The organism is Streptomyces sp. NPDC030021 (genome assembly GCF_055574035.1).
On record NZ_JBVIAH010000013.1, the window covers coordinates 226,378 to 251,161 of the forward strand.

A 24,784-nucleotide genomic window follows, 5' to 3' on the forward strand; every position below is an offset into this window, starting at 1 on the left:
GCACTCGCACACAGCGGGCCTCGTTACCATGCGTGGACGCACAAAAGACGACCACTGACACTTCGAGGGACGGGCTAGCGCGTGGCCGAGGCGGCAGACAACCAGGGGGCGTCCCCCGCTCCTGCCCGGCGCCGGTGGCTGCGGCGGGCGATCGTCCTGCTCGCCGGGACACCCGTACTGGCCGCGCTGGTCTACTCTCCCGCCCCCCGGGCCGAGGCCGCCCAGGCCGCCTCCGTGGACGTCCAGCTGACCTCCATGGCCCCCACGGCACCGGTCAAGGGCGACACGCTCACCATCAGGGGCACCGTGCTCAACACCGGTGGCGAGACGATCACCGACGCACATGTCGGTCTGCGGGTCGGGCCCGCGCTCGCGGACCGCACCTCCGTCGACGAGGCGGCGGAGCGCACCGGCTTCCGGGCCGGCGCCGACCCGGGCGAGATCGACCCGGCCTATGCGGTGAAAATCACCTCCCTGCCGTCCAAGATCAGCCAGGAGTTCACGCTCACCATCCCGGTGAACAAGCTGGAGCTGGACAAGGACGGCGTCTACCAGCTCGGCGTCTCCCTGTCCGGGGTGACCGAGAGCAGGCCTTCCGAGCAGGTCATGGGCATCAAGCGGACCTTCCTGCCCTGGCAGCCGGAGGCCGCCGCCAAGCGCTCCCAGCTCACCTACGCCTGGCCGCTGATCTCCACCACCCGCGTGACGGCGGAAACCGGCTCCGACGAGCTCCAGACCCCCGTCTTCCTCGACGACTCCCTCGCCGACGAGCTCAGGCCGGGCGGGCGCCTGGAGCAGATGGTCACCCTCGGCAAGGACCTGCCGATCACCTGGGTCATCGACCCCGACCTGCTCTACTCGGTCGACGCGATGACCAAGGGCTACCGGGTCCGCAGCCCGGGCGGCAAGCCCGTCCAGGGCAAGAGCAAGGCCGTCGCCGAGCAGTGGCTGAGCTCCCTGGAGGCGGCCGTCCAGGGCAAGAAGGTCGTCGCCCTGCCGTTCGCCGACCCCGACCTCGCCTCCCTCGCCCACCACGGCAAGGACGTCTCGGGCACCCTGGGCCAGCTGCGCCCCGCCACCGACAAGGCGAAGCAGGCCGTCGAGACGGTCCTGCACGTCCCCGCGTCCACGGACTTCTCCTGGCCCGTGGACGGCGCCATCGATCCCTCGATCGTCAACGTCGCCACCTCGGCCGGCGCCCATAACGTCCTCACCCGCAGCGACAGCCTCGTGGAGAGCGGCGCCCTCGGCTACACGCCCTCGGCCGCCCGGCCCATCGGCGCCGGCACGACCGCGGTCGTGGCCGACGCCGACCTGTCCACCGCCTTCGAGGGCGACATGCTGAACGCCGGGACTTCCACGCTCGCCGTGCAGCGGTTCCTCGCCCACAGCCTCGCCCTGAACCTGCAGAAGGCCGACGAGCCGCGCAGCTTCGTCGTCGCCCCGCAGCGGATGCCCAGCGTCAGCCAGGTCCAGTCGATGGCCGAGGCCGTACGCGGCCTCCAGGCGGGCCGCTGGACCCAGCCCGCGGACCTCGAAGCCGCGGCCGCCGCCAAGCCCGATCCCGGAGCCACCACCCAGGTGCCGGGGGCCGGCCAGTACCCCGAGGCCCTGCGCAAGCAGGAGCTGCCGGTGTCGGCCTTCGAGAAGATCCGCACCACGCAGAACACCCTCGACCGCTTCAAGGTGATCCTTGCCGCGCCCGACCGCGTGGAGATCCCCTTCGGCAACACCACCAACCGGGAGATGTCCACCTCCTGGCGCGGGCATCCCGAGGAGGCCCGCCTCTACCGGGACCAGGTGCAGGACTACCTGATCGGTCTGACCGAGAAGGTCAAGGTCGTCCCCAAGTCCGACGCCACCCTGTCCGGACACAGCGCCACCATCCCGGTCAGCGTCCAGAACAGCCTGGTCCAGGATGTCCACGACCTCGTTCTGCGGGTGAAGTCCGCCAACCCGACCCGCTTGATGTTCAGCCAGGACGAGCAGCAGGTCACCGTCCAGGGCGACCACACCCAGACGGTCAAGTTCACCGCCAACGCCACGGCGAGCGGACCCGTCGAGGTCACGGCGCAGCTGTTCACCAAGGACGGCGTCCCCTACGGCAAGGAACGCAAGTTCACCGTCGAGGCCACCGAGATCACGCCCACCGTGATGCTCGTCATCGCCGGCGGTGTGCTCCTCCTGGTCCTGGCAGGCATCAAGATGTACGCCAGTCGCAAGCGCGTCGCAGCACGCGCGGCCGCCGAGGAGAGCACGCAGCCGAGTGACGAGTCCCCGGACACCGGAGCGCAAAGCACCGAGGGGTCCGGCACGAGTGAGACAGTGGACCGTTGATTGACGCCGTGGCCGGTCGGCCTGGGGACGATGAGGTGGGGTTTCGATGAACGCGCCGTACGACGGTGACCGCGCGCAGGGCACTGGTGGGCCTGCGCCCTCCCAGGGCACTGCCCCGGGCACCCCGGTGCCCGGGCAGGTTCCCGCGCCTGCGCCCGCGCCGGAGCGTGACCCGTATGTCCAGGATGCCTACGCCCACGACCCGTACCGGTCCCAGGACCTGTCGGCCCAGGATCCCGTCGCCGAGGTGCTCTACGACCGGGCCTCGCACCCGCCGCCGCCGCCCGGCACCTACCAGGAGCCCGGCCCGCTCTACGCCGCGCCGACCGCTCCCTCGTACTCCCCCGACCCGCGCGTCTGGGCCCAGACCCCGCCGCCCGAGCCGGACGGCCCCTCGCGCCACCTGCCGTACGGCGACCACGCCACCACCACCCAGTTCGTCGGCGTGGACTCCCTCGTCACCGGTGCCTCGGACGAGCAGCCCGAACCCGACGCCTTCGCGCACCTGTACCGGGACCAGGAGGCTGCGCCCCGCACGGCCGCCGAGGAGGTGCCCGTCGCCGCACCGGCGCCGAGCAAGCCCGCCGGACGGGCAGCGACCCTGCTGAAGTCCAGCGCGCTGATGGCCGCGGGCACCATCGTCTCCCGCATCACCGGCTTCCTGAAGACCCTGGCGATCGCGGGTGCCATCGGCGTCGGCACCTTCAACGACACGTACCAGATCGCCAACACCCTGCCCACGATGATCTACGTGCTGGTCGGCGGCGGCGCCCTGAACGCCGTCTTCATCCCGCAGCTGGTCCGGGCCATGAAGAACGACAGCGACGGCGGGCAGGCGTACGCCAACCGGCTGCTCACCCTCGTCGTGGTGCTGCTGGCCGCCGTCACCACGATCTGCGTCCTGGCCGCACCGGTGTTCATCACGATGATGTCGCCGAAGATCGCCTCCGACCCCCAGCAGATGGACGTCGCGGTCGCCTTCGCCCGCTACTGCCTGCCCACCATGTTCTTCATGGGCGTCCACGTGGTCCTGGGTCAGATCCTCAACGCCCGCGGCCGCTTCGGCGCGATGATGTGGACCCCGGTCCTCAACAACATCGTGGTCATCGCCACCTTCGGCGCCTTCATCTGGGCCTTCGGCGGCTTCACCACCTCCGGCGTCAACGCCACCACCGTCACCCCCGAGGGCGTGCGCCTGCTGGGCCTGGGCACCCTGCTCGGCCTCACGGTCCAGGCCCTCGCGATGCTGCCGTACCTGCGCGACGCGGGCTTCAAGCCGCGCCTGCGCTTCGACTGGCGGGGCCACGGCCTCGGCAAGGCCGCCCGCCTGGCCAAGTGGACGTTCTTCTTCGTCCTCGCCAACCAGGTCGGCCTCGTGGTCGTCACCCAGCTCGCCACCTGGGCCGGGTCCGTCGCCGAGAAGCAGGGCCACCCCGGTACCGGCATCACCGCCTACAACTACGCGCTGCTGCTGTGGCAGATGCCGCAGGCGATCATCACCGTCTCCGTCATGACGGCTGTCCTGCCCCGCATCTCCCGCTCCGCGCACGACGGCGACGCCGCCGCGGTCCGCGACGACATCTCCTACGGGCTGCGCACCTCGGCCGTCGCGATCGTGCCCTGCGCCTTCGCGTTCCTCGCCCTCGGTGTCCCGATGGCCACCCTGCTCTACGCCGGCTCGGGCGCGGGCGCCCAGAACATCGGCTACATCCTGATGGCGTTCGGCCTCGGCCTGATCCCGTACTCCATCCAGTACGTGGTCCTGCGCGGCTTCTACGCCTACGAGGACACCCGCACGCCCTTCTACAACACCGTCATCGTCGCCGCCGTCAACGCGGCGGTCTCCGCGCTCTCGTTCTTCGTGCTCCCCGCCCGGTGGGCGGTGGTCGGCATGGCCGCCGCCTACGGCCTCGGCTACGCCGTCGGCGTCGGCGTCGCCTGGCGCCGCCTGCGCACCCGGCTCGGTGGCGACCTCGACGGGGCGCACGTCATGCGCACCTACGCCCGTCTCACCGGCGCCTGCGTCCCGGCCGCCGCCGTGGCCGGCGCGGCCGCCTTCGGGGTCACCCAGTGGCTGGGCAGCGGAGTCACCGGCTCCGCCACCGCCCTCCTCGCCGGCGGTATCGCCCTGGCCGCGGTGTTCCTCATCGCCGCCAAGCGGATGCGAATCGAAGAGCTCAACGCGATGGTCGGAATGGTCCGCGGACGTTTGGGGCGCTGATGCGCACAACCGTCGCCCCCTTTCGTGTGTCGTGCTTAGCGTCGGACTGTGGGCACAATTGGCATGGCTTCGCAGACTGACCTACAGCGCGCAACGGATGGGGAGGCGGGAACGACGGTGGCGGAACGTAGCACGGCTGCCGTCGACGTGGCCGACAACAGCGGCAATGAGCCGCTGACCGCTCAGGCGGCACAGGCCACGTCCGACGGGGTGGACACCCAGAACGGACGAGCCGCGGACGGACCCATGCCCGACAAGGACGGCGAACGCACCAACGCGGCCCCTGCGGCCGCACCCGAACTGCACAGCGGACACAAGCTCGCCAGACGCTATCGGCTGGAAGAGTGCGTCACCCGTGTGGACGGATTCAGCAGTTGGCGCGCGATGGACGAGAAACTGCGCCGGGCCGTGGGCGTGCATCTAATGCCCGCCGACCACGCGCGCGCTCGCTCCGTCCTGGCCGCCGCCCGGTCCTCCGCCCTGCTCGGCGACCCGCGGTTCGTGCAGGTCCTGGACGCCGTGGAGGAGAACGACCTCGTCTACGTCGTCCACGAGTGGCTGCCCGACGCCACCGAGCTCACCGCCCTCCTCGCCGCCGGCCCCCTGGAAGCCCACGAGGCCTACCAGCTCGTCAGCCAGGTCTCCCAGGCGATGGCCGCCGCGCACCGTGAGGGTCTGGCCCATCTGCGGCTGACGCCCAGCGCGATACTGCGCACCTCCACGGGCCAGTACCGCATCCGCGGCCTCGCCGTGAACGCCGCCCTGCGCGGCATCACCAGCGAGACCCCGCAGCGGGCCGACACCGAGGCCATCGGCGCGCTCCTGTACGCCGCCCTCACCCAGCGCTGGCCGTACGAGAGCGACGCGTACGGCCTCACCGGCCTGCCCAAGGGCGTCGGCCTGATCGCCCCCGACCAGGTACGTGCCGGTGTCCACCGGGGCCTGGGCGAACTCGCCATGCGCGCGCTCGCCAACGACGGGGCCACCGCCTCCCGTCAGGAACCCGCCTGCACCACCCCGGACGAGCTGGCCAAGGCCGTGGCCGCGATGCCCCGCATCCGGCCGCCGGAGCCCGCATTCACCGCCCCGCCCGAGTACCAGCACACCACCTACCAACAGGGCAGCTACGGCCGTCCCACGCCTCCCGGTGCCCACACCACCCAGGCCCGGCCCGTCCCGCCGCCGCCTCCCCCACTGCAGAGCCGCACGGGCCGGGCGCTGAAGTGGGGCGTCGCCGCCCTGCTCATCGCCGCTCTCGGCCTGGGCAGCTGGCAGCTGGCCGACACCCTTCTGGACCACAACACCCAGAAGGGCAACAGCGGCACCAGCAACAACCCCAAGACCGGCACCGACGACAACCCGAAGCAGCCCGAACCCGGTAAGCAGCTGCAGATCACGAACGCGTCCGAGTTCTCCCCGCACGACGAGGCGACCAAGCCGAAGGACGCCGGCAAGACCGTGGACGGCAACCCGGACACCGCCTGGGTCACCCTCCAGTACCTGGGCTACCCCAAGTTCGGCAATCTGGACGAACGCAAGGACGGCAGCGGCATCATCGTCGACCTCGGCAGTCTCCAGAACGTGTCCGGGCTCGACATCGCTCTGCACGTGGCCGGACAGGAGCTCGAGGTCCGCGCTGCGCCGCAGGCGGCCTCCCACCCCACTTCGCTGTCGGACTTCAGCCAGCCGATCAGCAAGCTGGACCACGCCGGCAAGAAGCTCCAGGTCACGCTCCAGGACCCGGTGCTCACCCGCTACGTGCTGGTCCACATCACCGAACTGCCCGCCGACGGGGAGGGCGGCTACCGGGGCGGAATCAGCGAGATCAAGGTGCTCGGCCCGTCGTCCTGAGCGCACTCACCCGGCCGTGCGCGGCCTCTCGGTGGCCGGGCCGCGTGATTCTTTACGCGCCCGGCAGACGCCCCTAGGCTCCATCCGGGGAGGAAGCAGGGTGTGATGCGAGAAGGAACCACGGAGGGCAGCAGCGACCAGGAACTCCTGGCGCTGCACACCGCGGGGGATCCCGACGCCTTCGGTGAGCTCGTGCGCCGCCACCGCGACCGGCTGTGGGCCGTGGCGTTGCGGACCCTCGGCGATCGGGAGGAGGCCGCGGACGCCGTACAGGACGCCCTGGTCTCCGCCTACCGGGCCGCCCACACCTTCCGCGGGGAATCCGCCGTCACCACCTGGCTGCACCGCATCACCGTCAACGCCTGCCTGGACCGCGCCCGCAAGGCCGCCTCGCGCCGGACCGCGCCCCTCGACGACACGGACCGCCTGGAGCGCCTCCTGGAGCCCCACGAGTCCGCGGAGGCCCCTGCGGAGCGCCAGGACCTCCATCGCCAGCTCCTGGCCGCTCTGAGCACCCTCCCGGCCGATCAGCGCGCCGCGCTGGTCCTCGTCGACATGCAGGGGTACCCCGTCGCCGAGGCAGCCCGGATCCTCGACGTCCCCACCGGCACCGTGAAGAGCCGGTGCGCACGCGGCCGGGCGAAACTCGTGCCGCTCCTCACTCATCTGCGCACGAATGCCGGGGATAACACCGCCACCGAGCGGGGAAGGAACCGGACGCCGGGCCCGCCCGTCCCACCAGCGGCAGAACCCAGGCATCCAGACCCAGACACTGTGAAGGGCGGAGGTGGACGACCGTGACCCCGCCCACTGGCAGGTCCGGCACGACCGGCACGATCCGGCACCCCGACGTCTCGGAGATCTCCGACCTGACCGAAGGTCTTCTCTCCCCGTCCCGTACCGCCGAAATCCGCCGCCATCTCGGCGACTGCGCCCTGTGCGCCGATGTCCGCGCCTCCCTGGAGGAGATCCGCTCCCTCCTCGGCACCCTTCCGGGCCCGGCCCGGATGCCCGCCGACATCGCCGGCCGCATCGACGCGGCCCTCGCCGCGGAAGCCCTTCTCGACGCCACCCAGCCGCGGGTCCAGGCCGTACCGGCCGACCGGCCCCGCACGCCGGACCGCGATGTTTCACGTGGAACATCGCCCGCCGGTCACCCGACCGGCCCAACCGGTCCCGGGCGACGCCGCGCGCGCCGCCGGATCGCCGTCCTCGCCGGTCTGGCCGGAGCCGCCGCCTGCGCCCTGGGCATCTTCCTGTTCGGCGACTTCTCAGGCGCGCCCACCCACGGAACCGCCGCGTCCGACTCCGCGGCACGGCCGTCCGCCGCCGCTGCAGCGGGCGAGGGCGAGGGCGAGGGCAACTACACCGCTCAGGGACTCCAGGACAGCGTCAAGCAGCTCATCGCGGGCGGTCAGGGCGCCAAGAACGTTCCCGAGGAGCAGAACAACACCCTCGGACTGGAGAACACCGCCCCCGGCGACAAGCGGGCAGCGCCTTCCGTCCCCGCCTGTGTCCAGCAGGCCACCGGCCGGCCCGACACCCCGCTCGCCACCGAACGCGGCAGCTACCAGGGCACCCCCGTCTACCTCCTCGTCCTGCCGCACCCGGCCGACCCGGCCCGCGTGGACGCCTACATCGTCGACACGGCGTGCGAGCGGACCGGTTCGGCAGACCCCGGAAAGGTCCTTCTGAAGAGCACCTATCCGCGGTAGCCGAGGCGTTCGGGGCCGTTGTGGAGCGGGTGGGGAATGCATGCGCCGTAGGATCCGTTGGGTGGGGTGAGAGTCCGCACCGGCCCCCGGTAGGCAGTACGCAGTCCGCAGAAACGAGGAAGAAACCCGTGAGCGACGTCCGAAACGTGATCATCATCGGCTCCGGGCCGGCCGGTTACACCGCCGCCCTGTACACCGCACGCGCTTCGCTCAAGCCGCTGGTCTTCGAAGGTGCCGTCACCGCGGGTGGCGCCCTGATGAACACCACCGAGGTGGAGAACTTCCCGGGCTTCCAGGACGGCATCATGGGCCCCGACCTCATGGACAACATGCGTGCTCAGGCCGAGCGGTTCGGCGCCGAGCTGATCTCGGACGACGTGGTGGCCGTGGACCTCAGCGGTGAGATCAAGACCGTCACCGACACCGCCGGCACCGTGCACCGCGCCAAGGCCGTCATCGTCACCACCGGCTCCCAGCACCGCAAGCTCGGTCTGCCCAACGAGGACGCCCTCTCCGGCCGCGGTGTCTCCTGGTGCGCCACCTGCGACGGGTTCTTCTTCAAGGACCACGACATCGCCGTCGTCGGCGGCGGCGACACCGCGATCGAGGAGGCCACCTTCCTCTCGCGCTTCGCCAAGTCCGTCACGATCGTCCACCGCCGTGACAGCCTGCGCGCCTCGAAGGCCATGCAGGACCGCGCCTTCGCCGACCCGAAGATCAAGTTCGCCTGGGACAGCGAGGTCGCCGAGATCCACGGCGACCAGAAGCTCTCCGGCCTCACGCTGCGCAACACCAAGACCGGTGAGACCTCCGAGCTGCCCGTGACCGGCCTCTTCATCGCCGTCGGCCACGACCCGCGCACCGAGCTCTTCAAGGGCCAGCTCGACCTCGACGAGGAGGGCTACCTCAAGGTCGAGGCCCCCTCCACCCGGACCAGCTCCACCGGCGTGTTCGGCGCCGGCGACGTCGTGGACCACACCTACCGTCAGGCCATCACCGCCGCGGGCACCGGCTGCTCCGCCGCCCTCGACGCCGAGCGCTTCCTCGCCGCGCTCGCGGACGCCGAGAAGGTCCACGCAGCGGTCTGACCGTCCTGACCCCCCGCACCTCCCCATCCCACACCCCGCAGGAAAGAAGAAGGAGGCCGCTGTGGCCGGCACCCTCAAGAACGTGACCGACGCTGACTTCGACGAGCAGGTCCTCAGGAGCGACAAGCCCGTACTGGTGGACTTCTGGGCCGCCTGGTGCGGACCGTGCCGCCAGATCGCGCCGTCCCTCGAGGCGATCGCCGCCGAGCACCCCGAGATCGAGATCGTCAAGCTCAACATCGACGAGAACCCGGCCACGGCCGCCAAGTACGGCGTCATGTCCATCCCGACGCTGAACGTCTACCAGGGCGGCGAGGTCGCCAAGACCATCGTCGGCGCGAAGCCGAAGGCTGCCATCCTGCGCGACCTCTCCGAGTTCGTCGAGGTCAAGACCGCCTGACGCGGTCGATGTTTCACGTGAAACGGGGCCGCCCCTCCCTGGGGCGGCCCCGTTCCGCGTCTCGCGCTCACAGCGGCCGCAGCGCCGGCTCCTTGCGCGCCGCGCCCAGCAGCCGGTCCAGTGCCAGCTCCACGTCTTCCTTCCAGGACAGCGTGGACCGCAGCTCCAGCCGCAACCGCGGATGCACCGGATGCGGCCGTACCGTCTTGAAGCCCACCGCCAGGAGATGGTCCGCGGGCAGCAGACACGCCGGGCCCTCCCAGTGCGCGTCCCCGAACGCCTCGATCGCCCGGAACCCCCGCCGCAGGAGGTCCTTGGCCACCGTCTGAACCATGACCCGCCCCAGCCCCTGCCCCTGGTACCCCGGCATGATCCACGCAGTGATCAGCTGCACGGCATCAGGCGAGACCGGGCTGGTCGGAAAGGCAGTGGCCCGCGGCACGTACGCCGGCGGCGCGTAGAGGACGAAGCCCACCGGAATCTCGTCCACATAGACCACTCGTCCGCAGGATCCCCACTCCAGCAGGACGGCGGAGATCCAGGCCTCCTTCTCCTGCGCCGGAGTACCCGCCTTCACCGCGGCCTCACCACTGACCGGGTCCAGCTCCCAGAACACACAGGACCGGCAACGACGGGGCAGGTCCTGGAGGTTGTCCAGCGTGAGCGGTACCAGCCGACGACCCATGACCGCATCGTATCCACTGGTCGATCGTTCTTCGACAGCAAAGCGAAGGGGCGGATCGCGTCGGTGTGCACCGTCGCGATCCGCCCCTCGGCGGCCCGGGGATCACTCCCCGGCAAGACCCTGATCCAGCACCCGGCCCTCGCCCGGCGCCAGCGTCCCCAGAATCCGCTCCAGATCCTCCATCGAAGCGAACTCGACGGTGATCTTGCCCTTCTTCTGGCCCAGATCCACCTTCACCCGCGTCTCGAACCGGTCCGACAGCCGCGTCGCCAGCTCGCTGAGCGCGGGAGCCACCCGGGCACCCGCACGCGGACCCTTCGGCTTCACCGCACTCGAAGGCTCCGAGGCCATCAGCGTCACGATCTCCTCGACGGCACGCACCGACAGACCCTCGGCCACGATCCGGTGCGCCAGCTTGTCCTGCTCCTCGGAGTCCTCCACCGAGAGCAGCGCACGCGCGTGCCCGGCGGACAGCACACCCGCGGCCACCCGCCGCTGCACCGGAGGGGAGAGCTTGAGCAGCCGCAGCGTGTTCGACACCTGGGGACGCGAGCGCCCGATCCGGTCGGCCAGCTGGTCATGGGTGCAGTTGAAGTCCTTGAGCAGCTGGTCGTAGGCCGCAGCCTCTTCCAGCGGGTTCAGCTGAGCCCGGTGCAGGTTCTCCAGCAGCGCGTCCAGCAGCAGCTTCTCGTCGTCCGTCGCCCGGATGATCGCCGGAATGGCCTCCAGCCCGGCCTCGCGGCAGGCACGCCAGCGCCGCTCACCCATGATCAGCTCATAGCGGCCGGGGGCCGACTGCCGCACCACCACCGGCTGGAGCAGGCCCACCTCCTGGATGGAGGTCACCAGCTCGGCAAGCGCGTCCTCGTCGAACACCTCGCGCGGCTGGCGCGGGTTCGGCGTGATCGCGTCCATCGGGAGCTCGGCGAACGTCGCCCCCGCCACCACATTGCTCTCGGTCTCGGGCTGGAGCTGGGGCTCCGGATCGGCCACCGGGACGACCGCGAGTGATGTTTCACGTGAAACATCGGCCTGCACGAGCGCGGCGAGCTTCGCCGCCGCGACCCCCCGCTCCGAAGCCAGCGTCGGCACCGCCGACGGGGACGTCGACCCGGCGCCGATCACCGGCGGCGTCTTCTCCTGCGGAGCCGCGGGAATCAGCGCACCGAGCCCCCGCCCCAGACCCCTACGTCGCTCACTCACTGGATCCCCTCCGCCACACTCTGCGTGCTGTTCGTGCCCGGGCCCAGATGGGCGTGCCGAGCGTCGTACTGAATGCCGACCCCCCGATACGCGATCTCTCGCGCTGCCTCCAGGTAGGAGAGGGAACCGCTGGAACCCGGGTCGTACGTGAGCACCGTCTGCCCATAGCTCGGCGCCTCGGAAATGCGCACCGACCGGGGGATGCTCGTCCGCAGCACCTCCTTGCCGAAGTGGCTGCGCACCTCCTCCGCCACCTGCGAGGCCAGCCGTGTCCTGCCGTCGTACATCGTCAGCAGGATGGTGGACACATGGAGCGTCGGGTTGAGGTGGGCCCGCACCAGATCAACATTGCGCAGCAGCTGACCCAGGCCCTCCAGTGCGTAGTACTCGCACTGGATCGGGATCAGCACCTCCGCGCCGGCCACCAGTGCGTTCACCGTCAGCAGACCGAGCGAGGGAGGGCAGTCGATCAGGATGTAGTCGAGGGGCTGGTCGTACGCCTGGATCGCCCGCTGGAGGCGGCTCTCCCGTGCCACGAGCGACACCAGCTCGATCTCCGCACCCGCCAGGTCGATCGTGGCGGGGGCGCAGAAGAGCCCCTCCACGTCCACCACCGGCTGGACGACCTCCAGCAGCGGCCGACTGTCCACCAGCACGTCGTAGATGGACGGCACATCGGCGTGGTGGTCGATACCCAGCGCCGTGGACGCGTTGCCCTGCGGGTCGAGGTCGACCACCAGGACCCGTGCACCGTGCAGCGCGAGTGAGGCCGCCAGGTTCACGGTCGTCGTGGTCTTGCCCACGCCGCCCTTCTGGTTGGCGACCACGATGACCCGGGTCTGATTCGGCCGGGGCAGCCTCTCGCCGGCGCGCCCCAGCGCCTCGACCGCCTGCTGGGCAGCTCGGCCGATGGGGGTGTCGTTGTCTACAAGAGGCGGAGGAAATGTTTCACGTGAAACATCCTCACCCGCCGGTTCAGAGCGGGGCCCGGGGACCGGATCGGCCATGGGCCCCGCGAGGTTGGCGTCGGACCGCACGGTGTCACTCTCCTCGACATCAGGCTCGCGATGAACAGAGCCTCCCATGTCACCCGGGTCGCGAACCAGCGGGGCCCGTACTCCTGTGGATGAATCCACCGATGTGGACAACTCTGTCCCCCTTGCGTCCTTGGACTGGCGGGGGGACGCAGCCGCACGACCGCGGCTGATGATTCCGTGCAGCAGAGAGCGACGTTTCACGTGAAACACGATGCCCGGAGGGAGTCTCCCGGCCGCTACGACACTCCGAAATCCATACCTATAGGGCCCAACACGGATGAAATCTCCCGTGCGGGCCCTGGCCGTCAGCGAATCAGCGGAGAATCACCGGCGTCGGCGGGTGCGTCCCACACGAGCCGCCTTAGCCCGCTTGGCCGCGAACCTCACCCCTCCAGGGCTCTCTCCGACCTCGACCCGCACCACCGTCGACAGAGGGTCCACCAGACCCTCGCCCACGTGCAGCACTGAGGTCTTCACCACACCCAGCTTCGCCAGCGCCGTCTTCGCCGACACCAGTTCCTCGTCCGCGGTGTCGCCCTTCAGCGCCAGCATCTCGCCGTACGGCCGCAGCAGGGGCACGCCCCAGCCGGCCAGCCGGTCCAGCGGAGCCACCGCCCGCGCCGTCACCACGTGCACCGGCTGCAGCTTGCCCAGGACCTCCTCGGCCCGCCCCCGCACCACCGTGACGTGGTCCAGGCCCAGCAGCTCCACGGCCTCCTGGAGGAAGGTCGTACGCCGCAGCAGCGGTTCGAGCAGCGTGATCTTGAGATCCCGCCGCACCAGAGCGAGCGGGATACCGGGCAGACCCGCGCCCGAGCCCACGTCGCACACGGTGACGCCCTGGGGCACCACCTCCGACAGCACAGCGCAGTTCAGCAGGTGCCGCTCCCACAGGCGCGGCACCTCACGCGGCCCAATCAGGCCCCGCTTGACTCCTGCGTCCGCCAGCAGCTCCGCGTACCGCACAGCTTCCGGGAAAAACTCACCGAACACCGCGCGCGCCTCTTCAGGCGCCGGGGGAAGCTCAGCTGCCTCCGTCACGGGGACCGTCCTTCCGTACCGCATGGTTCTGAAAAAACCACGTCTTCAAGATGAGGCGTCGTTCACCTGTCAGGCCAGGCTGACAAACATCGGCCCCGCCTGCGACACAGACGGGGCCGAACAACTCGCGCCGACGATCAGGCCGGGAGCACAACGACGAAGCGCTGCGGCTCCTCGCCCTCGGACTCGCTGCGCAGACCGGCGGCCGCCACGGCGTCGTGGACGACCTTCCGCTCGAACGGGGTCATCGGAGCCAGCTTCAGCGGCTCGCCGGACGCCTTCACGTCCGCCGCGGCCTGGGCGCCCAGCGCCGCCAGCTCCTCGCGCTTCTTCGCGCGGAACCCGGCGATGTCCAGCATCAGCCGGCTGCGGTCCCCGGTCTCCCGGTGCACGGCGAGGCGGGTCAGCTCCTGCAGAGCCTCCAGAACCTCACCGTCGCGGCCCACGAGCTTCTGCAGATCGCGGCTGGCCGAGTCACTGACGATCGACACCGCGGCCCGGTCGGCCTCGACGTCCATGTCGATGTCGCCGTCCAGGTCGGCGATGTCCAGCAGACCCTCGAGGTAGTCGGCCGCGATCTCACCCTCCTGCTCGAGGCGGGTCAGGGTGTCGCCACTCTCAGCGGCGGCGGTGGTGGTGCCTTCCGTCACGGGAGGGACTCCTTCTTACTTCTTGGGAGCGGGCTTGCTGGGGGTCTGACGCTGCGACTTCGACTGGCGCTTCGGCTGCTGCCGCTTCGCGGCACCGCCGCTCGCCGCATCCGAGTCTGCCGTGGCCTCGACACTCTTGATCACGGAGCCGTCGGGCTGCGCGGCCATGCCCTGCTTGGTGAGGGCGGCGATGAACTTGCGCTCGTTGTCGTTGCGGTCCGGCCCCTTGGCGACGATCGCCGCGACGACCCGCTTCCGGCCCCGGCCCTTGAGCTCACCGTGCGTGCTGATCTGCTTCAGCAGGCGGGTCAGGTACTGGTCCTGTGCCTTGCTGCCCGGCGTCGGGTTCTGGTTGATCACGTACATCTGCTGACCCATGGTCCACACGTTCGTGGTCAGCCAGTAGACGAGAACACCGACGGGGAAGTTGATGCCCATGACCGCGAAGATCACCGGGAAGATGTACATCAGCATCTTCTGCTGCTGCATGAACGGCGTCTTGACCGAGAGGTCGACGTTCTTCTGCATCAGCTGACGCTGGGTGTAGAACTGCGACAGCGACATCATGATGATCATGACGGCGGTCACGATCCGGACGTCCGTCAGGGTCGCGCCCAGGGCGGCGACCTTCTCCGGGCTGTCCATGAACTTCGCGGCGATCGGCGCACCGAAGATCTTGGCCGCACGGGCGCTGTCGACCAGCTGCTGGTCCATCGCACCGACCGGCTTGCCATCGGCGATGTTCGACAGCGTGTGGTACAGCGCGAAGAAGAACGGGGACTGCGCCAGGATGGGCAGGCACGAGGAGAGCGGGTTGGTACCCGTCTCCTTGTACAGCTTCATCATCTCTTCGGACTGACGCTGCTTGTCGTTCTTGTAGCGCTCCTGGATCGCCTTCATCTTCGGCTGGAGCGCCTGCATACCCCGCGTCGCCTTGATCTGCTTCACGAAGAGCGGGATCAGGCAGATACGGATCAAGATCACTAGGGACACGATGGACAGGCCCCAGGCCAACCCACTCGACTCACCGAAGATCGCCCCGTACAGCGAGTGGAACTGGACGATGATCCACGAGACGGGGTAAGTGATAAAGCTGAACAGACTGGCAATCGTGTCCACTAATCAGGCTCCTTGAGCATTGCGAGATCTACGCAACGCACTGCGCAGCTGCTCGTGCCAACGCGGGCGTTTACGGGGTGGGACGTGGTCCACGCCACCCGGGGACCACGGATTGCACCGCAGGATCCGCCAGGCGGTCAGGGCCGTCCCCTTCACCGCACCATGCCGGTCGATGGCCGCGTACCCGTAGTGCGAACACGACGGGTAGTAGCGGCACACCGGCCCGAGCAGCGGACTGATCGTCCACTGGTACAGCTTGATCAAAGCGAGCAGCGGGTACTTCATCGAGCCACGCCTCCCAAGAGCCGCAGCAGTGCGGCATCGAGGTCCCGGGCCAGCTCGTCGAGACCGGCATCACCCGCTCCGGGCAGAGCCCGTACCACCATCAGGCTACCTTCGGGCAGCTGAGACAGCCGCTCGCGGACGAGATGGCGCAGACGGCGCTTGACCCGGTTACGTATGACGGCGTTGCCGACAGCCTTGCTGACGACGAAACCCGCACGCGTCGAGGGATCGATCTCCCCCGGCGCGTGCGGGTCCGTTGCACCGCTTGTACGTAGGTGGACGACGAGGAGCGGGCGACCAGCCCGACGACCTCGGCGTACCGCGCTCGTGAAGTCCTCGCGCCGCCTCAGCCGATTTTCGGGAGACAGCACGACGTCACGATCCGCCCGTCAGTTACGCGGAGAGTTCGGCGCGGCCCTTGCCACGACGGTTCGCGAGGATGGCGCGGCCGGCACGGGTACGCATCCGGAGACGGAAGCCGTGGGTCTTGGCACGACGGCGGTTGTTCGGCTGGAAGGTGCGCTTGCTCACTCGGGGGCTCCAGAGAATGAATCGTTGTGGCGGGACATCGCCTGGCTGTCACCGTGCGCCCACGAGGAAACTCGCGTGTTCGCCCGAGTGGCACCGCTAAATGATCACTATCAGTGACCTTCGCCCATCGGTAGGCAGGCGGCAGCAGCCATCGACAACTCGACCTCGTTACGGTACGCGCGGCTACGCCATCCGGTCAAACCGAGCCGACGTGGCCCCACACTGTGCACAGGCTGTGGACAACGACTTGAACCGTACCCGCTGGCCTGACTACCGTTGCCTGACCCCGGATTTTTTGTCCCGACCGTCCCAAAGAACCACACATTCGTGGGACCCCTGTGAGAGAGCGTGCTCTGTGGCTGACGTACCTGCCGATCTTGCCGCAGTGTGGCCAAGGGTGCTCGAAAAGCTCCTCGGGGAGGGACAGCCGGGGATCGAGCCCAAGGACAAGCAGTGGGTCGAGCGGTGTCAGCCCCTGGCACTCGTCGCCGACACCGCACTGCTGGCCGTCCCCAACGAATGGGGCAAGCGCGTCCTCGAAGGCCGCCTCGCCCCGCTGATCAGTGACGCCCTCAGCCGTGAGTGCGGCCGCCCCATCCGGATCGCCATCACCGTGGACGACTCCGCCGGCGAGCCCGCGCCCCCCGCCCCGCCCGCCCAGCAGCAGGGCGGGTACGAGCCGTACGGCGGCCAGCGCCCCGGCGGCGGCCCCGGCGACGACCAGCTGCCCACCGCCCGCCCGGCCTACCCGGACTACCAGCAACAGCGCCCCGAGCCCGGAGCCTGGCCCCGCGGCGGCCAGCAGGACGACTACGGCTGGCGGCAGCCGCGCCTCGGCGGTTTCCCCGAGCGCGACCCGTACGCCTCCCCGCAGCCGGGCTACCTCCAGCAGCCCGAGCCCTCCGGCTACGACCAGGGCTCCTACGAGCAGCAGAAGTACGAGTCCCAGCAGCAGCACCAGGGCCATCAGTACGAGCAGCAGCCGTACGAGCCCCAGCAGTACGAGCAGCCGGCGCCGCGCCAGGCCCCCGGCCGGCCCGCGGCGCCGCCGTCCCCATCCGGCGGATCCACCTCGGGCCCGCTGGAGCCGACCGCACGGCTGAACCCCAAGTACCTCTTCGACACCTTCGTCATCGGCGCCTCCAACCGCTTCGCGCACGCCGCCGCGGTGGCCGTCGCCGAGGCACCGGCGAAGGCCTACAACCCCCTCTTCGTCTACGGGGAGTCGGGCCTCGGCAAGACGCACCTGCTGCACGCCATCGGGCACTACGCGCGGAGCCTCTACCCCGGCACCCGGGTGCGGTACGTGAGCTCCGAGGAGTTCACCAACGAGTTCATCAACTCCATCCGCGACGGCAAGGGCGACGCGTTCCGCAAGCGCTACCGCGAGATGGACATCCTGCTCGTCGACGACATCCAGTTCCTCGCGAGCAAGGAGTCGACGCAGGAGGAGTTCTTCCACACCTTCAACACGCTCCACAACGCCAACAAGCAGATCGTGCTCTCCTCCGACCGGCCGCCCAAGCAGCTGGTCACCCTGGAGGACCGGCTCCGCAACCGCTTCGAGTGGGGCCTGATCACCGACGTCCAGCCGCCCGAGCTGGAGACCCGTATCGCGATCCTGCGCAAGAAGGCCGTCCAGGAGCAGCTCAACGCCCCGCCGGAGGTACTGGAGTTCATCGCCTCCCGCATCTCGCGCAACATCCGCGAGCTGGAGGGGGCGCTGATCCGGGTCACGGCCTTCGCGAGCCTCAACCGGCAGCCGGTCGACCTGGGCCTCACCGAGGACGTCCTGAAGAACCTGATCCCGGGCGGCGAGGACAGCGCGCCGGAGATCACGGCCTCCGACATCATGGCGGCCACCGCCGACTACTTCGGACTGACCGTGGACGACCTGTGCGGCTCCTCGCGCAGCCGGGTCCTGGTCACCGCCCGGCAGATCGCCATGTACCTGTGCCGGGAGCTCACCGACCTCTCACTGCCCAAGATCGGGGCGCAGTTCGGCGGCCGCGACCACACGACCGTCATGCACGCGGACCGCAAGATCCGCGCTCTGATGGCCGAGCGCCGCTCCATCTACAACCAGGTCACCGAGCTCACCAACCGCATCAAGAACGCCTGAGCGCGGCCCCCCCGGCACCCGGTTCGGGGCCGCTTCAGGGCCCCTTCAAACGCATCCAGAGGGCGCTCCCGGTCCACAACGGGGGCGCCCTTCTTCGTTCGCGCGCCCCTGACCTGTTCGAATACGCCCCCGCCGGAGCAACTCATCCACAGATTGGGAGACTTTCTTCCGTCCACACCCTGGGGACGGGTCGCGTCGCCCACAATCTGTCCACAGGCGTGCGGGGTGAGGCTCCATCAGGGCTGGTCAGACCCCTGTGGAATTGTGCACAAACGTCATCCACAGGCTGTGGACAAATATTTCGTCCACAGCCCTGTCCACGGCGTTGTCCACCGTCGGCCCACAGGTTTCCACGTCCTGTGCACAGGATGCGCGGCCTTCTCCACACCCTTGTCCACTGTTCGGCAACACACCACCCCCTCTCACCGCCCGGAGTGAAAGCGGTCACACCGATGTAGACGTTTGGGTTGTGGAGTACCGGGGGAAAGCTGGGGACACACCTGTGGAGTAATCGGGGTCCCCTGGGGACAGCCTGTGCAGAACTTTTCGTTCTCCACAGAGACACGGGGTTGTCCACCGGTGTCGCCCACAGGGTCGGTGGATAAAAAACCGGGGTTGACCTGCGAGAACGGGCTTATCCACCGTTTCCACAGGCCCTACTACTACCCCCATAGAGAGTTAGGCCGGTTTCGGTTTTCAAGCGGGTCCTGTGCACAACTCGTCGATCGCCCGCCCCGACGCCTCGCTCCCGACTTGACCGCCAGCCGCACCGAGTGTCGGCGCCGTACGTCAGACTGGTCCCCGGCATCGGTCGAGGCATCGACGAGCCGACGACGAAGGCCGGCAGACGAGCGAGCAACAGCAGGAGGCGGTTCCGGTGAAGATCCGGGTGGAGCGCGACGTACTCGCGGAGGCGGTGGCCTGGGCCGCCCGTAGCCTCCCGGCCCGGCCGCCGGTGCCCGTTCTCGCGGGCCTGCTGCTGAAGGCCGAGGAGGGCACCCTGAGCCTCTCCGGCTTCGACTACGAGGTCTCGGCGCGGGTCTCCGTCGAGGCGGACGTCGAGGAGGACGGCACCGTCCTGGTCTCCGGCCGGCTGCTCGCCGACATCTGCCGCGCCCTCCCCAACCGCCCGGTGGAGATTTCCACAGACGGTGTACGGGCGACCGTGGTCTGCGGCTCCTCGCGATTCACACTCCACACCCTGCCTGTGGAGGAGTACCCGGCACTGCCGCAGATGCCGACCGCGACAGGCACCGTGGCCGGCGAGGTCTTCGCCTCCGCCGCCAAGCAGGTGGCCACCGCCGCCGGCCGTGACGACACGCTGCCGGTGCTGACCGGTGTCCGCATCGAGATCGAGGGCGACCGCGTCACCCTGGCCTCCACCGACCGCTACCGCTTCGCGGTGCGCGAGTTCCTGTGGAAGCCGGAGAACCCGGACGCGTCGGCCGTGGCCCTGGTGCCCGCCAAGACGCTCCAGGAGATCGCCAACTCGCTGACCAGCGGTGACACCGTCACCCTGGCGCTGTCCGGCTCCGGTGCGGGAGAGGGCCTGATCGGTTTCGAGGGCGCCGGCCGCCGCACCACCACACGGCTGCTCGAAGGCGACCTGCCCAAGTACCGGACGCTGTTCCCGACGGAGTTCAACTCGATCGCCGTGATCGAGACCGCGCCCTTCGTCGAGGCCGTCAAGCGCGTGGCCCTGGTGGCCGAGCGCAACACCCCGGTCCGCCTCAGCTTCGAGAAGGGCGTGCTGATCCTGGAGGCCGGTTCCTCCGACGACGCACAGGCTGTGGAAAGGGTCGACGCCCAGCTGGACGGCGACGACATCTCGATCGCCTTCAACCCGACCTTCCTGCTGGACGGCCTGAGCGCGATCGCCTCCCCGGTGGCCCAGCTCAGCTTCACCACGTCGACCAAGCCCGCGCTGCTCAGCGGCCGCCCGGCGATCGACGCGGAGGCCGACGAGGCCTACAAGTACCTGATCATGCCGGTGCGACTGTCCGGCTGACGTTCCACCTGTGGACGCCGGGCCCGGTCTCGCACACAGCGGGACCGGGCCCGGCGTCGTCCACAGGCTGGGGAGGGACGCCGGGGACCGGGAATCCCGTGAACCCGGACCGGCCGCCATGGAGCGCCCGCAAGGCCCGCCGCCACGGCCCGGCGTAGGCTCGGATCCGGTGGGCGACCCCCTGCGCGTCCGGCGAGGACACGGCCGGGGAAGCCCCGGCAAAGACGGCCACAACGCTTAAGGAACCACCTGATGGAGCTTGGTCTCGTCGGTCTCGGCAAGATGGGCGGCAACATGCGCGAGCGCATCCGCCGCGCAGGCCACACCGTCATCGGATACGACCGCAACCCGGACCTCGCGGATGTCCACAGCCTGCAGGAGCTTGTGGACAGCCTGCAGGCCCCCCGCGTCGTGTGGGTCATGGTCCCGGCCGGTGCGGCCACCCAGTCCACGGTCGACGAGCTCGCCGAGCTGCTGTCGCCCGGTGACATCGTCGTCGACGGCGGGAACTCCCGCTGGACCGACGACGAGAAGCACGCCGAGGAGCTGAAGGCCAAGAGCATCGGCTTCGTCGACTGCGGTGTCTCCGGTGGCGTGTGGGGCCTGGAGAACGGCTACGCGCTCATGTACGGCGGCGCCGCCGAGGACGTGGCCCGTGTGCAGCCGGTCTTCGACGCCCTCAAGCCCGAGGGCGAGTTCGGCGCCGTGCACGCCGGCAAGGTCGGCGCGGGCCACTTCGCGAAGATGGTCCACAACGGCATCGAGTACGCCATGATGCAGGCCTACGCCGAGGGCTGGGAGCTCCTGGAGAAGGTGGACTCGGTCACCGACGTCCGCGAGGTCTTCCGCTCCTGGCAGGAAGGCACCGTCATCCGCTCCTGGCTGCTGGACCTGGCCGTGAACGCCCTCGACGAGGACGAGCACCTCGAGCAGCTGCGCGGCTTCGCCCAGGACTCCGGCGAGGGACGCTGGACGGTGGAGGCGGCGATCGACAACGCCGTACCGCTGCCCGCGATCACCGCGTCGCTCTTCGCGCGCTTCGCCTCGCGGCAGGACGACTCCCCGCAGATGAAGATGATCGCCGCGCTGCGCAACCAGTTCGGCGGCCACGCGGTCGAGAAGAAGTAGCACTTCGCAGCACGGGGCCGCAGCGGTACGGCAGTACAGCGACACAGCGGCACAGCACCACAGCGAACAGTTGGAAGCCGGGGGAGGTCGGCGCCGTATGCACGTTTCGCATCTCTCATTGGCCGACTTCCGCTCGTACGCCCGGGCCGAGGTTCCCCTCGACCCGGGCGTCACCGCTTTCGTGGGCCCCAACGGCCAGGGGAAGACCAACCTCGTCGAGGCGATCGGCTACCTCGCGACCCTCGGCAGCCACCGGGTCTCCTCGGACGCCCCGCTCGTACGCATGGGCGCGGACCGGGCGATCATCCGCGCGGCCGTCACCCAGGGCGAGCGCCAGCAGCTGGTGGAGCTGGAGCTCAATCCCGGCCGGGCGAACCGGGCCCGGATCAACCGTTCCTCGCAGGTCAGGCCCCGGGACGTGCTGGGGATCATACGGACGGTGCTGTTCGCGCCGGAGGACCTGGCCCTGGTCAAGGGCGACCCGGGCGAGCGGCGGCGGTTCCTGGACGAGCTGGTCACGGCGCGCTCGCCGCGGATGGCCGCGGTCCGCTCCGACTACGAGCGGGTGCTCAAGCAGCGCAACACCCTGCTGAAGTCGGCGGCCATGGCCCGACGGCACGGCGGCCGCTCCCTGGACCTCTCCACCCTCGACGTGTGGGACCAGCACCTCGCGCGCGTGGGTGCGGAGCTGCTCGCGCAGCGGCTGGATCTGATCGCGACCCTGCTGCCGCTGGCGGACAAGGCCTACGAGCAGCTCGCGCCCGGCGGCGGCCCGCTGGGGCTGGCGTACAAGTCCTCGGCCGGCGAGCCGGTGGACAGCGGCGCGGCGCGCACCCGCGAGGCCCTCTACGAGGTGCTGCTGGCCGCGCTGGCCGAGGTACGCAAGCAGGAGATCGAGCGCGGTGTGACCCTGGTCGGCCCGCACCGCGACGACATGGTGCTGCGGCTCGGCGAGCTGCCCGCGAAGGGGTACGCGAGCCACGGGGAGTCGTGGTCGTACGCCCTGGCGCTGCGGCTGGCCTCCTACGAGCTGCTGCGCTCGGAGGGCAGTGAGCCGGTGCTGATCCTGGACGACGTGTTCGCCGAGCTGGACACGCGGCGCCGGGAGCGGCTGGCGGAGCTGGTGGCCCCGGGCGAGCAGGTCCTGGTCACGGCGGCGGTCGACGACGACGTCCCGGGGGTGCTGGTGGGAACGCGGTTCGGGGTGTCCGGCGGTGAGGTGACCCGGCTGTGAACGAGCACGCCAAGGACCCGCAGGAGGGTCGCAGGACCCCGGAGGCCTCCGGGGTGGACCTCGCGCGCCAGGCCCTCGCGGCGGCGCGGGAGCAGGCGCGGGCCCGGGGCAACGCGGCCGTCGGGAAGAAGCGCCAGCAGCCGGGGCTGCGCTCGGGAGCCCGCGCGGACGGCCGGGACCCGATGCCGCTCATGGCGGCGCTGGACCGGCTGCGCACCGAACGCGGCTGGGAGATGCCGATGGCGGTGGCGGGCGTGATGGAGCGCTGGCCGGAGATCGTCGGCCCGGAGATCGCGGCCCACTGTGAACCGGAACGCTACGAGGACCGTGAACTTGTCGTGCGGTGCGATTCCTCGGCGTGGGCGGCGCAGCTGAAGCTGCTGGCTCCGCAGCTGGTCGCGCGGCTGAACGCGGACCTGGGGCAGGGCACCGTACGCCTGATCAAGGTGCAGGGGCCCGGCGGACGGCCGAAGGGCTACGGGCCGTGGCGGGCGCCGGGCAGCAAGGGTCCCGGGGACACCTACGGGTGACGGTTCCCCTGCGGGGCGGGTCCCCTGCGGGGTTGCCCGTGCGGTTGCATGCAGCCCGCTCCGCAGGACCCGGGGCGCCGCCCCGGACCCCGCGCCTCAAACGCCGGCGGGGCTGGAGTATCCGGCGGGGCCGGAGGGGTCGGCGGGGCTGGAGATCGGCAGATTCGGGTGGCGTCCCTCACGGTAGTCGGAGGTTGACAGCCCGAAGGGCTGGATGCCCGTGTGAGCCTCTTTGAGCCCCTTCCCGGATGTGGGGAGTCGGAGAGAGGAGGTTCAGGGCGGCACATGCGGACTCAGGTACCGGCAAACCCCCATTCATGTCGGTGGTACCGGTAGACTGAAGCAAATCCCGCCCGCTTGCGGGATCCCGCTGACAAACGCTGACAACGCAGATCGACGCAGCCGCTCCTGCTTGCATGCCTGCTGGCCCGGAGTTCGGCCTGTGCTGTGCCAGAAAGGGCGCTTCGTGGCCGATTCCGGCAACCCCAACGACAAGAACGAGTCCACCGCCGACGGCGAGGCCGCCGAGGCAGGTGGGTCTTCGTATACCGGCAGCAACATTCAGGTCCTGGAGGGCCTGGACGCGGTCCGCAAGCGGCCCGGCATGTACATCGGCTCGACCGGCGAGCGCGGTCTGCACCACCTCGTCTACGAGGTCGTGGACAACTCGGTCGACGAGGCCCTGGCCGGCCACGCGGACACCATCGACGTGACGATCCTGGCCGACGGGGGGGTCAAGGTCGTCGACAACGGCCGAGGCATCCCGGTCGACATCGTGCCGTCCGAGGGCAAGCCGGCCGTCGAGGTCGTCCTGACCGTCCTGCACGCCGGCGGCAAGTTCGGCGGCGGCGGCTACGCCGTCTCCGGCGGTCTGCACGGCGTCGGCGTCTCCGTCGTCAACGCGCTGTCGACGCGCGTTGCGGTCGAGGTGCGGCGTGACGGCTACCGCTGGACGCAGGACTACAAGCTCGGTGCCCCGACCGCCGCCCTGGCGAAGAACGAGGAGACCGCCGAGACCGGCACCACGGTCACCTTCTGGGCCGACGGCGACATCTTCGAGACGACCGAGTACTCCTTCGAGACGCTGTCGCGGCGCTTCCAGGAGATGGCCTTCCTCAACAAGGGCCTGACCCTGTCGCTGACCGACGAGCGCGATTCGGCGAAGGCCACCGCGGGCGCCGACGACCCGGACGCGGACGCGGCCGAGCCCCAGGCGCGCACGGTGAAGTACTACTACGAGGGCGGCATCGTCGACTTCGTGAAGTACCTCAACTCGCGCAAGGGTGAGCTCATCCACCCGACCGTCATCGACGTCGAGTCCGAGGACAAGGAGCGCATGCTCTCGGTCGAGATCGCGATGCAGTGGAACTCGCAGTACACGGAGGGGGTCTACTCCTTCGCGAACACGATCCACACGCACGAGGGCGGTACGCACGAGGAGGGCTTCCGTGCGGCCCTGACGGGTCTGGTGAACCGTTACGCGCGGGACAAGAAGCTGCTGCGGGAGAAGGACGACAACCTCGCGGGTGAGGACATCCGTGAGGGTCTGACGGCGATCATCTCGGTGAAGCTGGGCGAGCCCCAGTTCGAGGGCCAGAC

General features: G+C 69.8%; 21 protein-coding genes and 2 pseudogenes. 14 read left to right on the forward strand and 9 right to left on the reverse strand.

Going from position 1 to position 24,784, the window contains the following annotated elements:
- Positions 1 to 81 precede the first annotated feature (81 nt).
- The 7 genes from ACZ4YL_RS25580 to trxA all read left to right on the forward strand — a co-directional run bounded on the left by ACZ4YL_RS25580 (position 82) and on the right by trxA (position 9,612).
- Positions 82 to 2,337, forward strand: a complete 2,256-nt coding sequence (locus ACZ4YL_RS25580; RefSeq protein ID WP_468119597.1) for a DUF6049 family protein — start codon at positions 82 to 84, stop codon at positions 2,335 to 2,337.
- Positions 2,338 to 2,383: 46 nt separating this feature from the next.
- Positions 2,384 to 4,558, forward strand: coding sequence for a murein biosynthesis integral membrane protein MurJ (murJ, locus tag ACZ4YL_RS25585; RefSeq protein WP_468119598.1), 2,175 nt, complete (start codon positions 2,384 to 2,386; stop codon positions 4,556 to 4,558).
- Between the two features lie 117 nt (positions 4,559 to 4,675).
- Entirely contained in the window at positions 4,676 to 6,409 is a 1,734-nt protein-coding gene (locus ACZ4YL_RS25590; protein ID WP_468119600.1) for a protein kinase family protein, read from the forward strand.
- Positions 6,410 to 6,514: 105 nt separating this feature from the next.
- A complete protein-coding gene (gene sigM / locus ACZ4YL_RS25595) occupies positions 6,515 to 7,210 on the forward strand; it encodes an RNA polymerase sigma factor SigM (protein WP_468119602.1) in 696 nt (231 codons plus the stop codon).
- Entirely contained in the window at positions 7,207 to 8,124 is a 918-nt protein-coding gene (locus ACZ4YL_RS25600; RefSeq protein WP_468119603.1) for an anti-sigma factor family protein, read from the forward strand. The genes sigM and ACZ4YL_RS25600 overlap by 4 nt, the downstream gene beginning before the upstream one ends.
- Positions 8,125 to 8,252: 128 nt before the next feature.
- Entirely contained in the window at positions 8,253 to 9,212 is a 960-nt protein-coding gene (trxB, locus tag ACZ4YL_RS25605; RefSeq protein WP_468119605.1) for a thioredoxin-disulfide reductase, read from the forward strand.
- Between the two features lie 61 nt (positions 9,213 to 9,273).
- On the forward strand, positions 9,274 to 9,612 hold the full coding sequence (gene trxA, locus ACZ4YL_RS25610; protein WP_301368988.1) for a thioredoxin: 339 nt from the start codon (positions 9,274 to 9,276) through the stop codon (positions 9,610 to 9,612).
- A 67-nt stretch (positions 9,613 to 9,679) separates the two neighbouring features.
- Here the strand turns inward: trxA and ACZ4YL_RS25615 are convergent, their stop codons facing one another.
- The 9 genes from ACZ4YL_RS25615 to rpmH form a co-directional block, all read right to left on the reverse strand.
- A complete protein-coding gene (locus tag ACZ4YL_RS25615; protein WP_150258246.1) occupies positions 9,680 to 10,297 on the reverse strand; it encodes a GNAT family N-acetyltransferase in 618 nt (205 codons plus the stop codon).
- 102 nt (positions 10,298 to 10,399) lie between these two features.
- Positions 10,400 to 11,500, reverse strand: coding sequence for a ParB/RepB/Spo0J family partition protein (locus ACZ4YL_RS25620; RefSeq protein ID WP_468119608.1), 1,101 nt, complete (start codon positions 11,498 to 11,500; stop codon positions 10,400 to 10,402).
- Positions 11,497 to 12,585 (reverse strand): ParA family protein, encoded by a 1,089-nt coding sequence (locus tag ACZ4YL_RS25625; RefSeq protein ID WP_468119631.1) that lies wholly within the window; start codon positions 12,583 to 12,585, stop codon positions 11,497 to 11,499. Before ACZ4YL_RS25625 ends, ACZ4YL_RS25620 begins: the two co-directional genes overlap by 4 nt.
- A gap of 276 nt (positions 12,586 to 12,861) precedes the next feature.
- Positions 12,862 to 13,578, reverse strand: coding sequence for a 16S rRNA (guanine(527)-N(7))-methyltransferase RsmG (rsmG, locus tag ACZ4YL_RS25630; protein WP_030008407.1), 717 nt, complete (start codon positions 13,576 to 13,578; stop codon positions 12,862 to 12,864).
- Between the two features lie 137 nt (positions 13,579 to 13,715).
- Positions 13,716 to 14,228, reverse strand: coding sequence for a Jag family protein (locus ACZ4YL_RS25635; protein ID WP_030008408.1), 513 nt, complete (start codon positions 14,226 to 14,228; stop codon positions 13,716 to 13,718).
- Positions 14,229 to 14,243: 15 nt separating this feature from the next.
- Positions 14,244 to 15,347: a membrane protein insertase YidC gene (yidC, locus tag ACZ4YL_RS25640; protein ID WP_468119610.1), complete on the reverse strand. Its 1,104-nt coding sequence runs from the start codon at positions 15,345 to 15,347 to the stop codon at positions 14,244 to 14,246.
- A 3-nt stretch (positions 15,348 to 15,350) separates the two neighbouring features.
- A complete protein-coding gene (yidD, locus tag ACZ4YL_RS25645; protein ID WP_392589958.1) occupies positions 15,351 to 15,632 on the reverse strand; it encodes a membrane protein insertion efficiency factor YidD in 282 nt (93 codons plus the stop codon).
- Positions 15,629 to 16,003, reverse strand: a complete 375-nt coding sequence (rnpA, locus tag ACZ4YL_RS25650; RefSeq protein WP_468119612.1) for a ribonuclease P protein component — start codon at positions 16,001 to 16,003, stop codon at positions 15,629 to 15,631. The genes yidD and rnpA overlap by 4 nt, the downstream gene beginning before the upstream one ends.
- Before the next feature lie 22 nt (positions 16,004 to 16,025).
- Entirely contained in the window at positions 16,026 to 16,163 is a 138-nt protein-coding gene (gene rpmH, locus ACZ4YL_RS25655) for a 50S ribosomal protein L34 (protein WP_100597229.1), read from the reverse strand.
- 355 nt (positions 16,164 to 16,518) lie between these two features.
- Here rpmH and dnaA (ACZ4YL_RS25660) point away from each other — a divergent pair.
- From dnaA (ACZ4YL_RS25660) to ACZ4YL_RS25690, 7 genes and pseudogenes are all read left to right on the forward strand, one after another.
- Positions 16,519 to 17,058: pseudogene (gene dnaA / locus ACZ4YL_RS25660) on the forward strand (chromosomal replication initiator protein DnaA); the annotation flags it as partial.
- 84 nt (positions 17,059 to 17,142) lie between these two features.
- A pseudogene (gene dnaA, locus ACZ4YL_RS25665) lies at positions 17,143 to 18,285 on the forward strand (chromosomal replication initiator protein DnaA); the annotation flags it as partial.
- Positions 18,286 to 19,162: 877 nt separating this feature from the next.
- Positions 19,163 to 20,293: a DNA polymerase III subunit beta gene (gene dnaN / locus ACZ4YL_RS25670; RefSeq protein ID WP_030956769.1), complete on the forward strand. Its 1,131-nt coding sequence runs from the start codon at positions 19,163 to 19,165 to the stop codon at positions 20,291 to 20,293.
- Positions 20,294 to 20,545: 252 nt separating this feature from the next.
- A complete protein-coding gene (gnd, locus tag ACZ4YL_RS25675; protein WP_030713966.1) occupies positions 20,546 to 21,421 on the forward strand; it encodes a phosphogluconate dehydrogenase (NAD(+)-dependent, decarboxylating) in 876 nt (291 codons plus the stop codon).
- A 97-nt stretch (positions 21,422 to 21,518) separates the two neighbouring features.
- Positions 21,519 to 22,655 carry a DNA replication/repair protein RecF gene (gene recF / locus ACZ4YL_RS25680; protein ID WP_351150402.1) on the forward strand — a complete coding sequence of 379 codons (1,137 nt, stop codon included), beginning with the start codon at positions 21,519 to 21,521 and terminating at the stop codon, positions 22,653 to 22,655.
- The gene (locus tag ACZ4YL_RS25685; protein WP_301368962.1) at positions 22,652 to 23,185 is read left to right on the forward strand and encodes a DciA family protein; all 534 of its coding nucleotides are present in this window, start codon (positions 22,652 to 22,654) and stop codon (positions 23,183 to 23,185) included. Before recF ends, ACZ4YL_RS25685 begins: the two co-directional genes overlap by 4 nt.
- Before the next feature lie 442 nt (positions 23,186 to 23,627).
- Positions 23,628 to 24,784 (forward strand): ATP-binding protein (locus tag ACZ4YL_RS25690; protein ID WP_468119616.1); only part of this gene is annotated, 1,157 nt, incomplete at its 3' end.

Bases quoted from the DNA above. Each gene is read 5' to 3' on its own strand.
- ACZ4YL_RS25625 (WP_468119631.1), bottom strand. From the start codon at position 12,585: ATGGGAGGCTCTGTTCATCGCGAGCCTGATGTCGAGGAGAGTGACACC.
- recF (WP_351150402.1), top strand. From the start codon at position 21,519: ATGCACGTTTCGCATCTCTCATTGGCCGACTTCCGCTCGTACGCCCGG.
- murJ (WP_468119598.1), top strand. From the start codon at position 2,384: ATGAACGCGCCGTACGACGGTGACCGCGCGCAGGGCACTGGTGGGCCT.
- gnd (WP_030713966.1), top strand. From the start codon at position 20,546: ATGGAGCTTGGTCTCGTCGGTCTCGGCAAGATGGGCGGCAACATGCGC.
- sigM (WP_468119602.1), top strand. From the start codon at position 6,515: ATGCGAGAAGGAACCACGGAGGGCAGCAGCGACCAGGAACTCCTGGCG.
- ACZ4YL_RS25615 (WP_150258246.1), bottom strand. From the start codon at position 10,297: ATGGGTCGTCGGCTGGTACCGCTCACGCTGGACAACCTCCAGGACCTG.
- yidD (WP_392589958.1), bottom strand. From the start codon at position 15,632: ATGAAGTACCCGCTGCTCGCTTTGATCAAGCTGTACCAGTGGACGATC.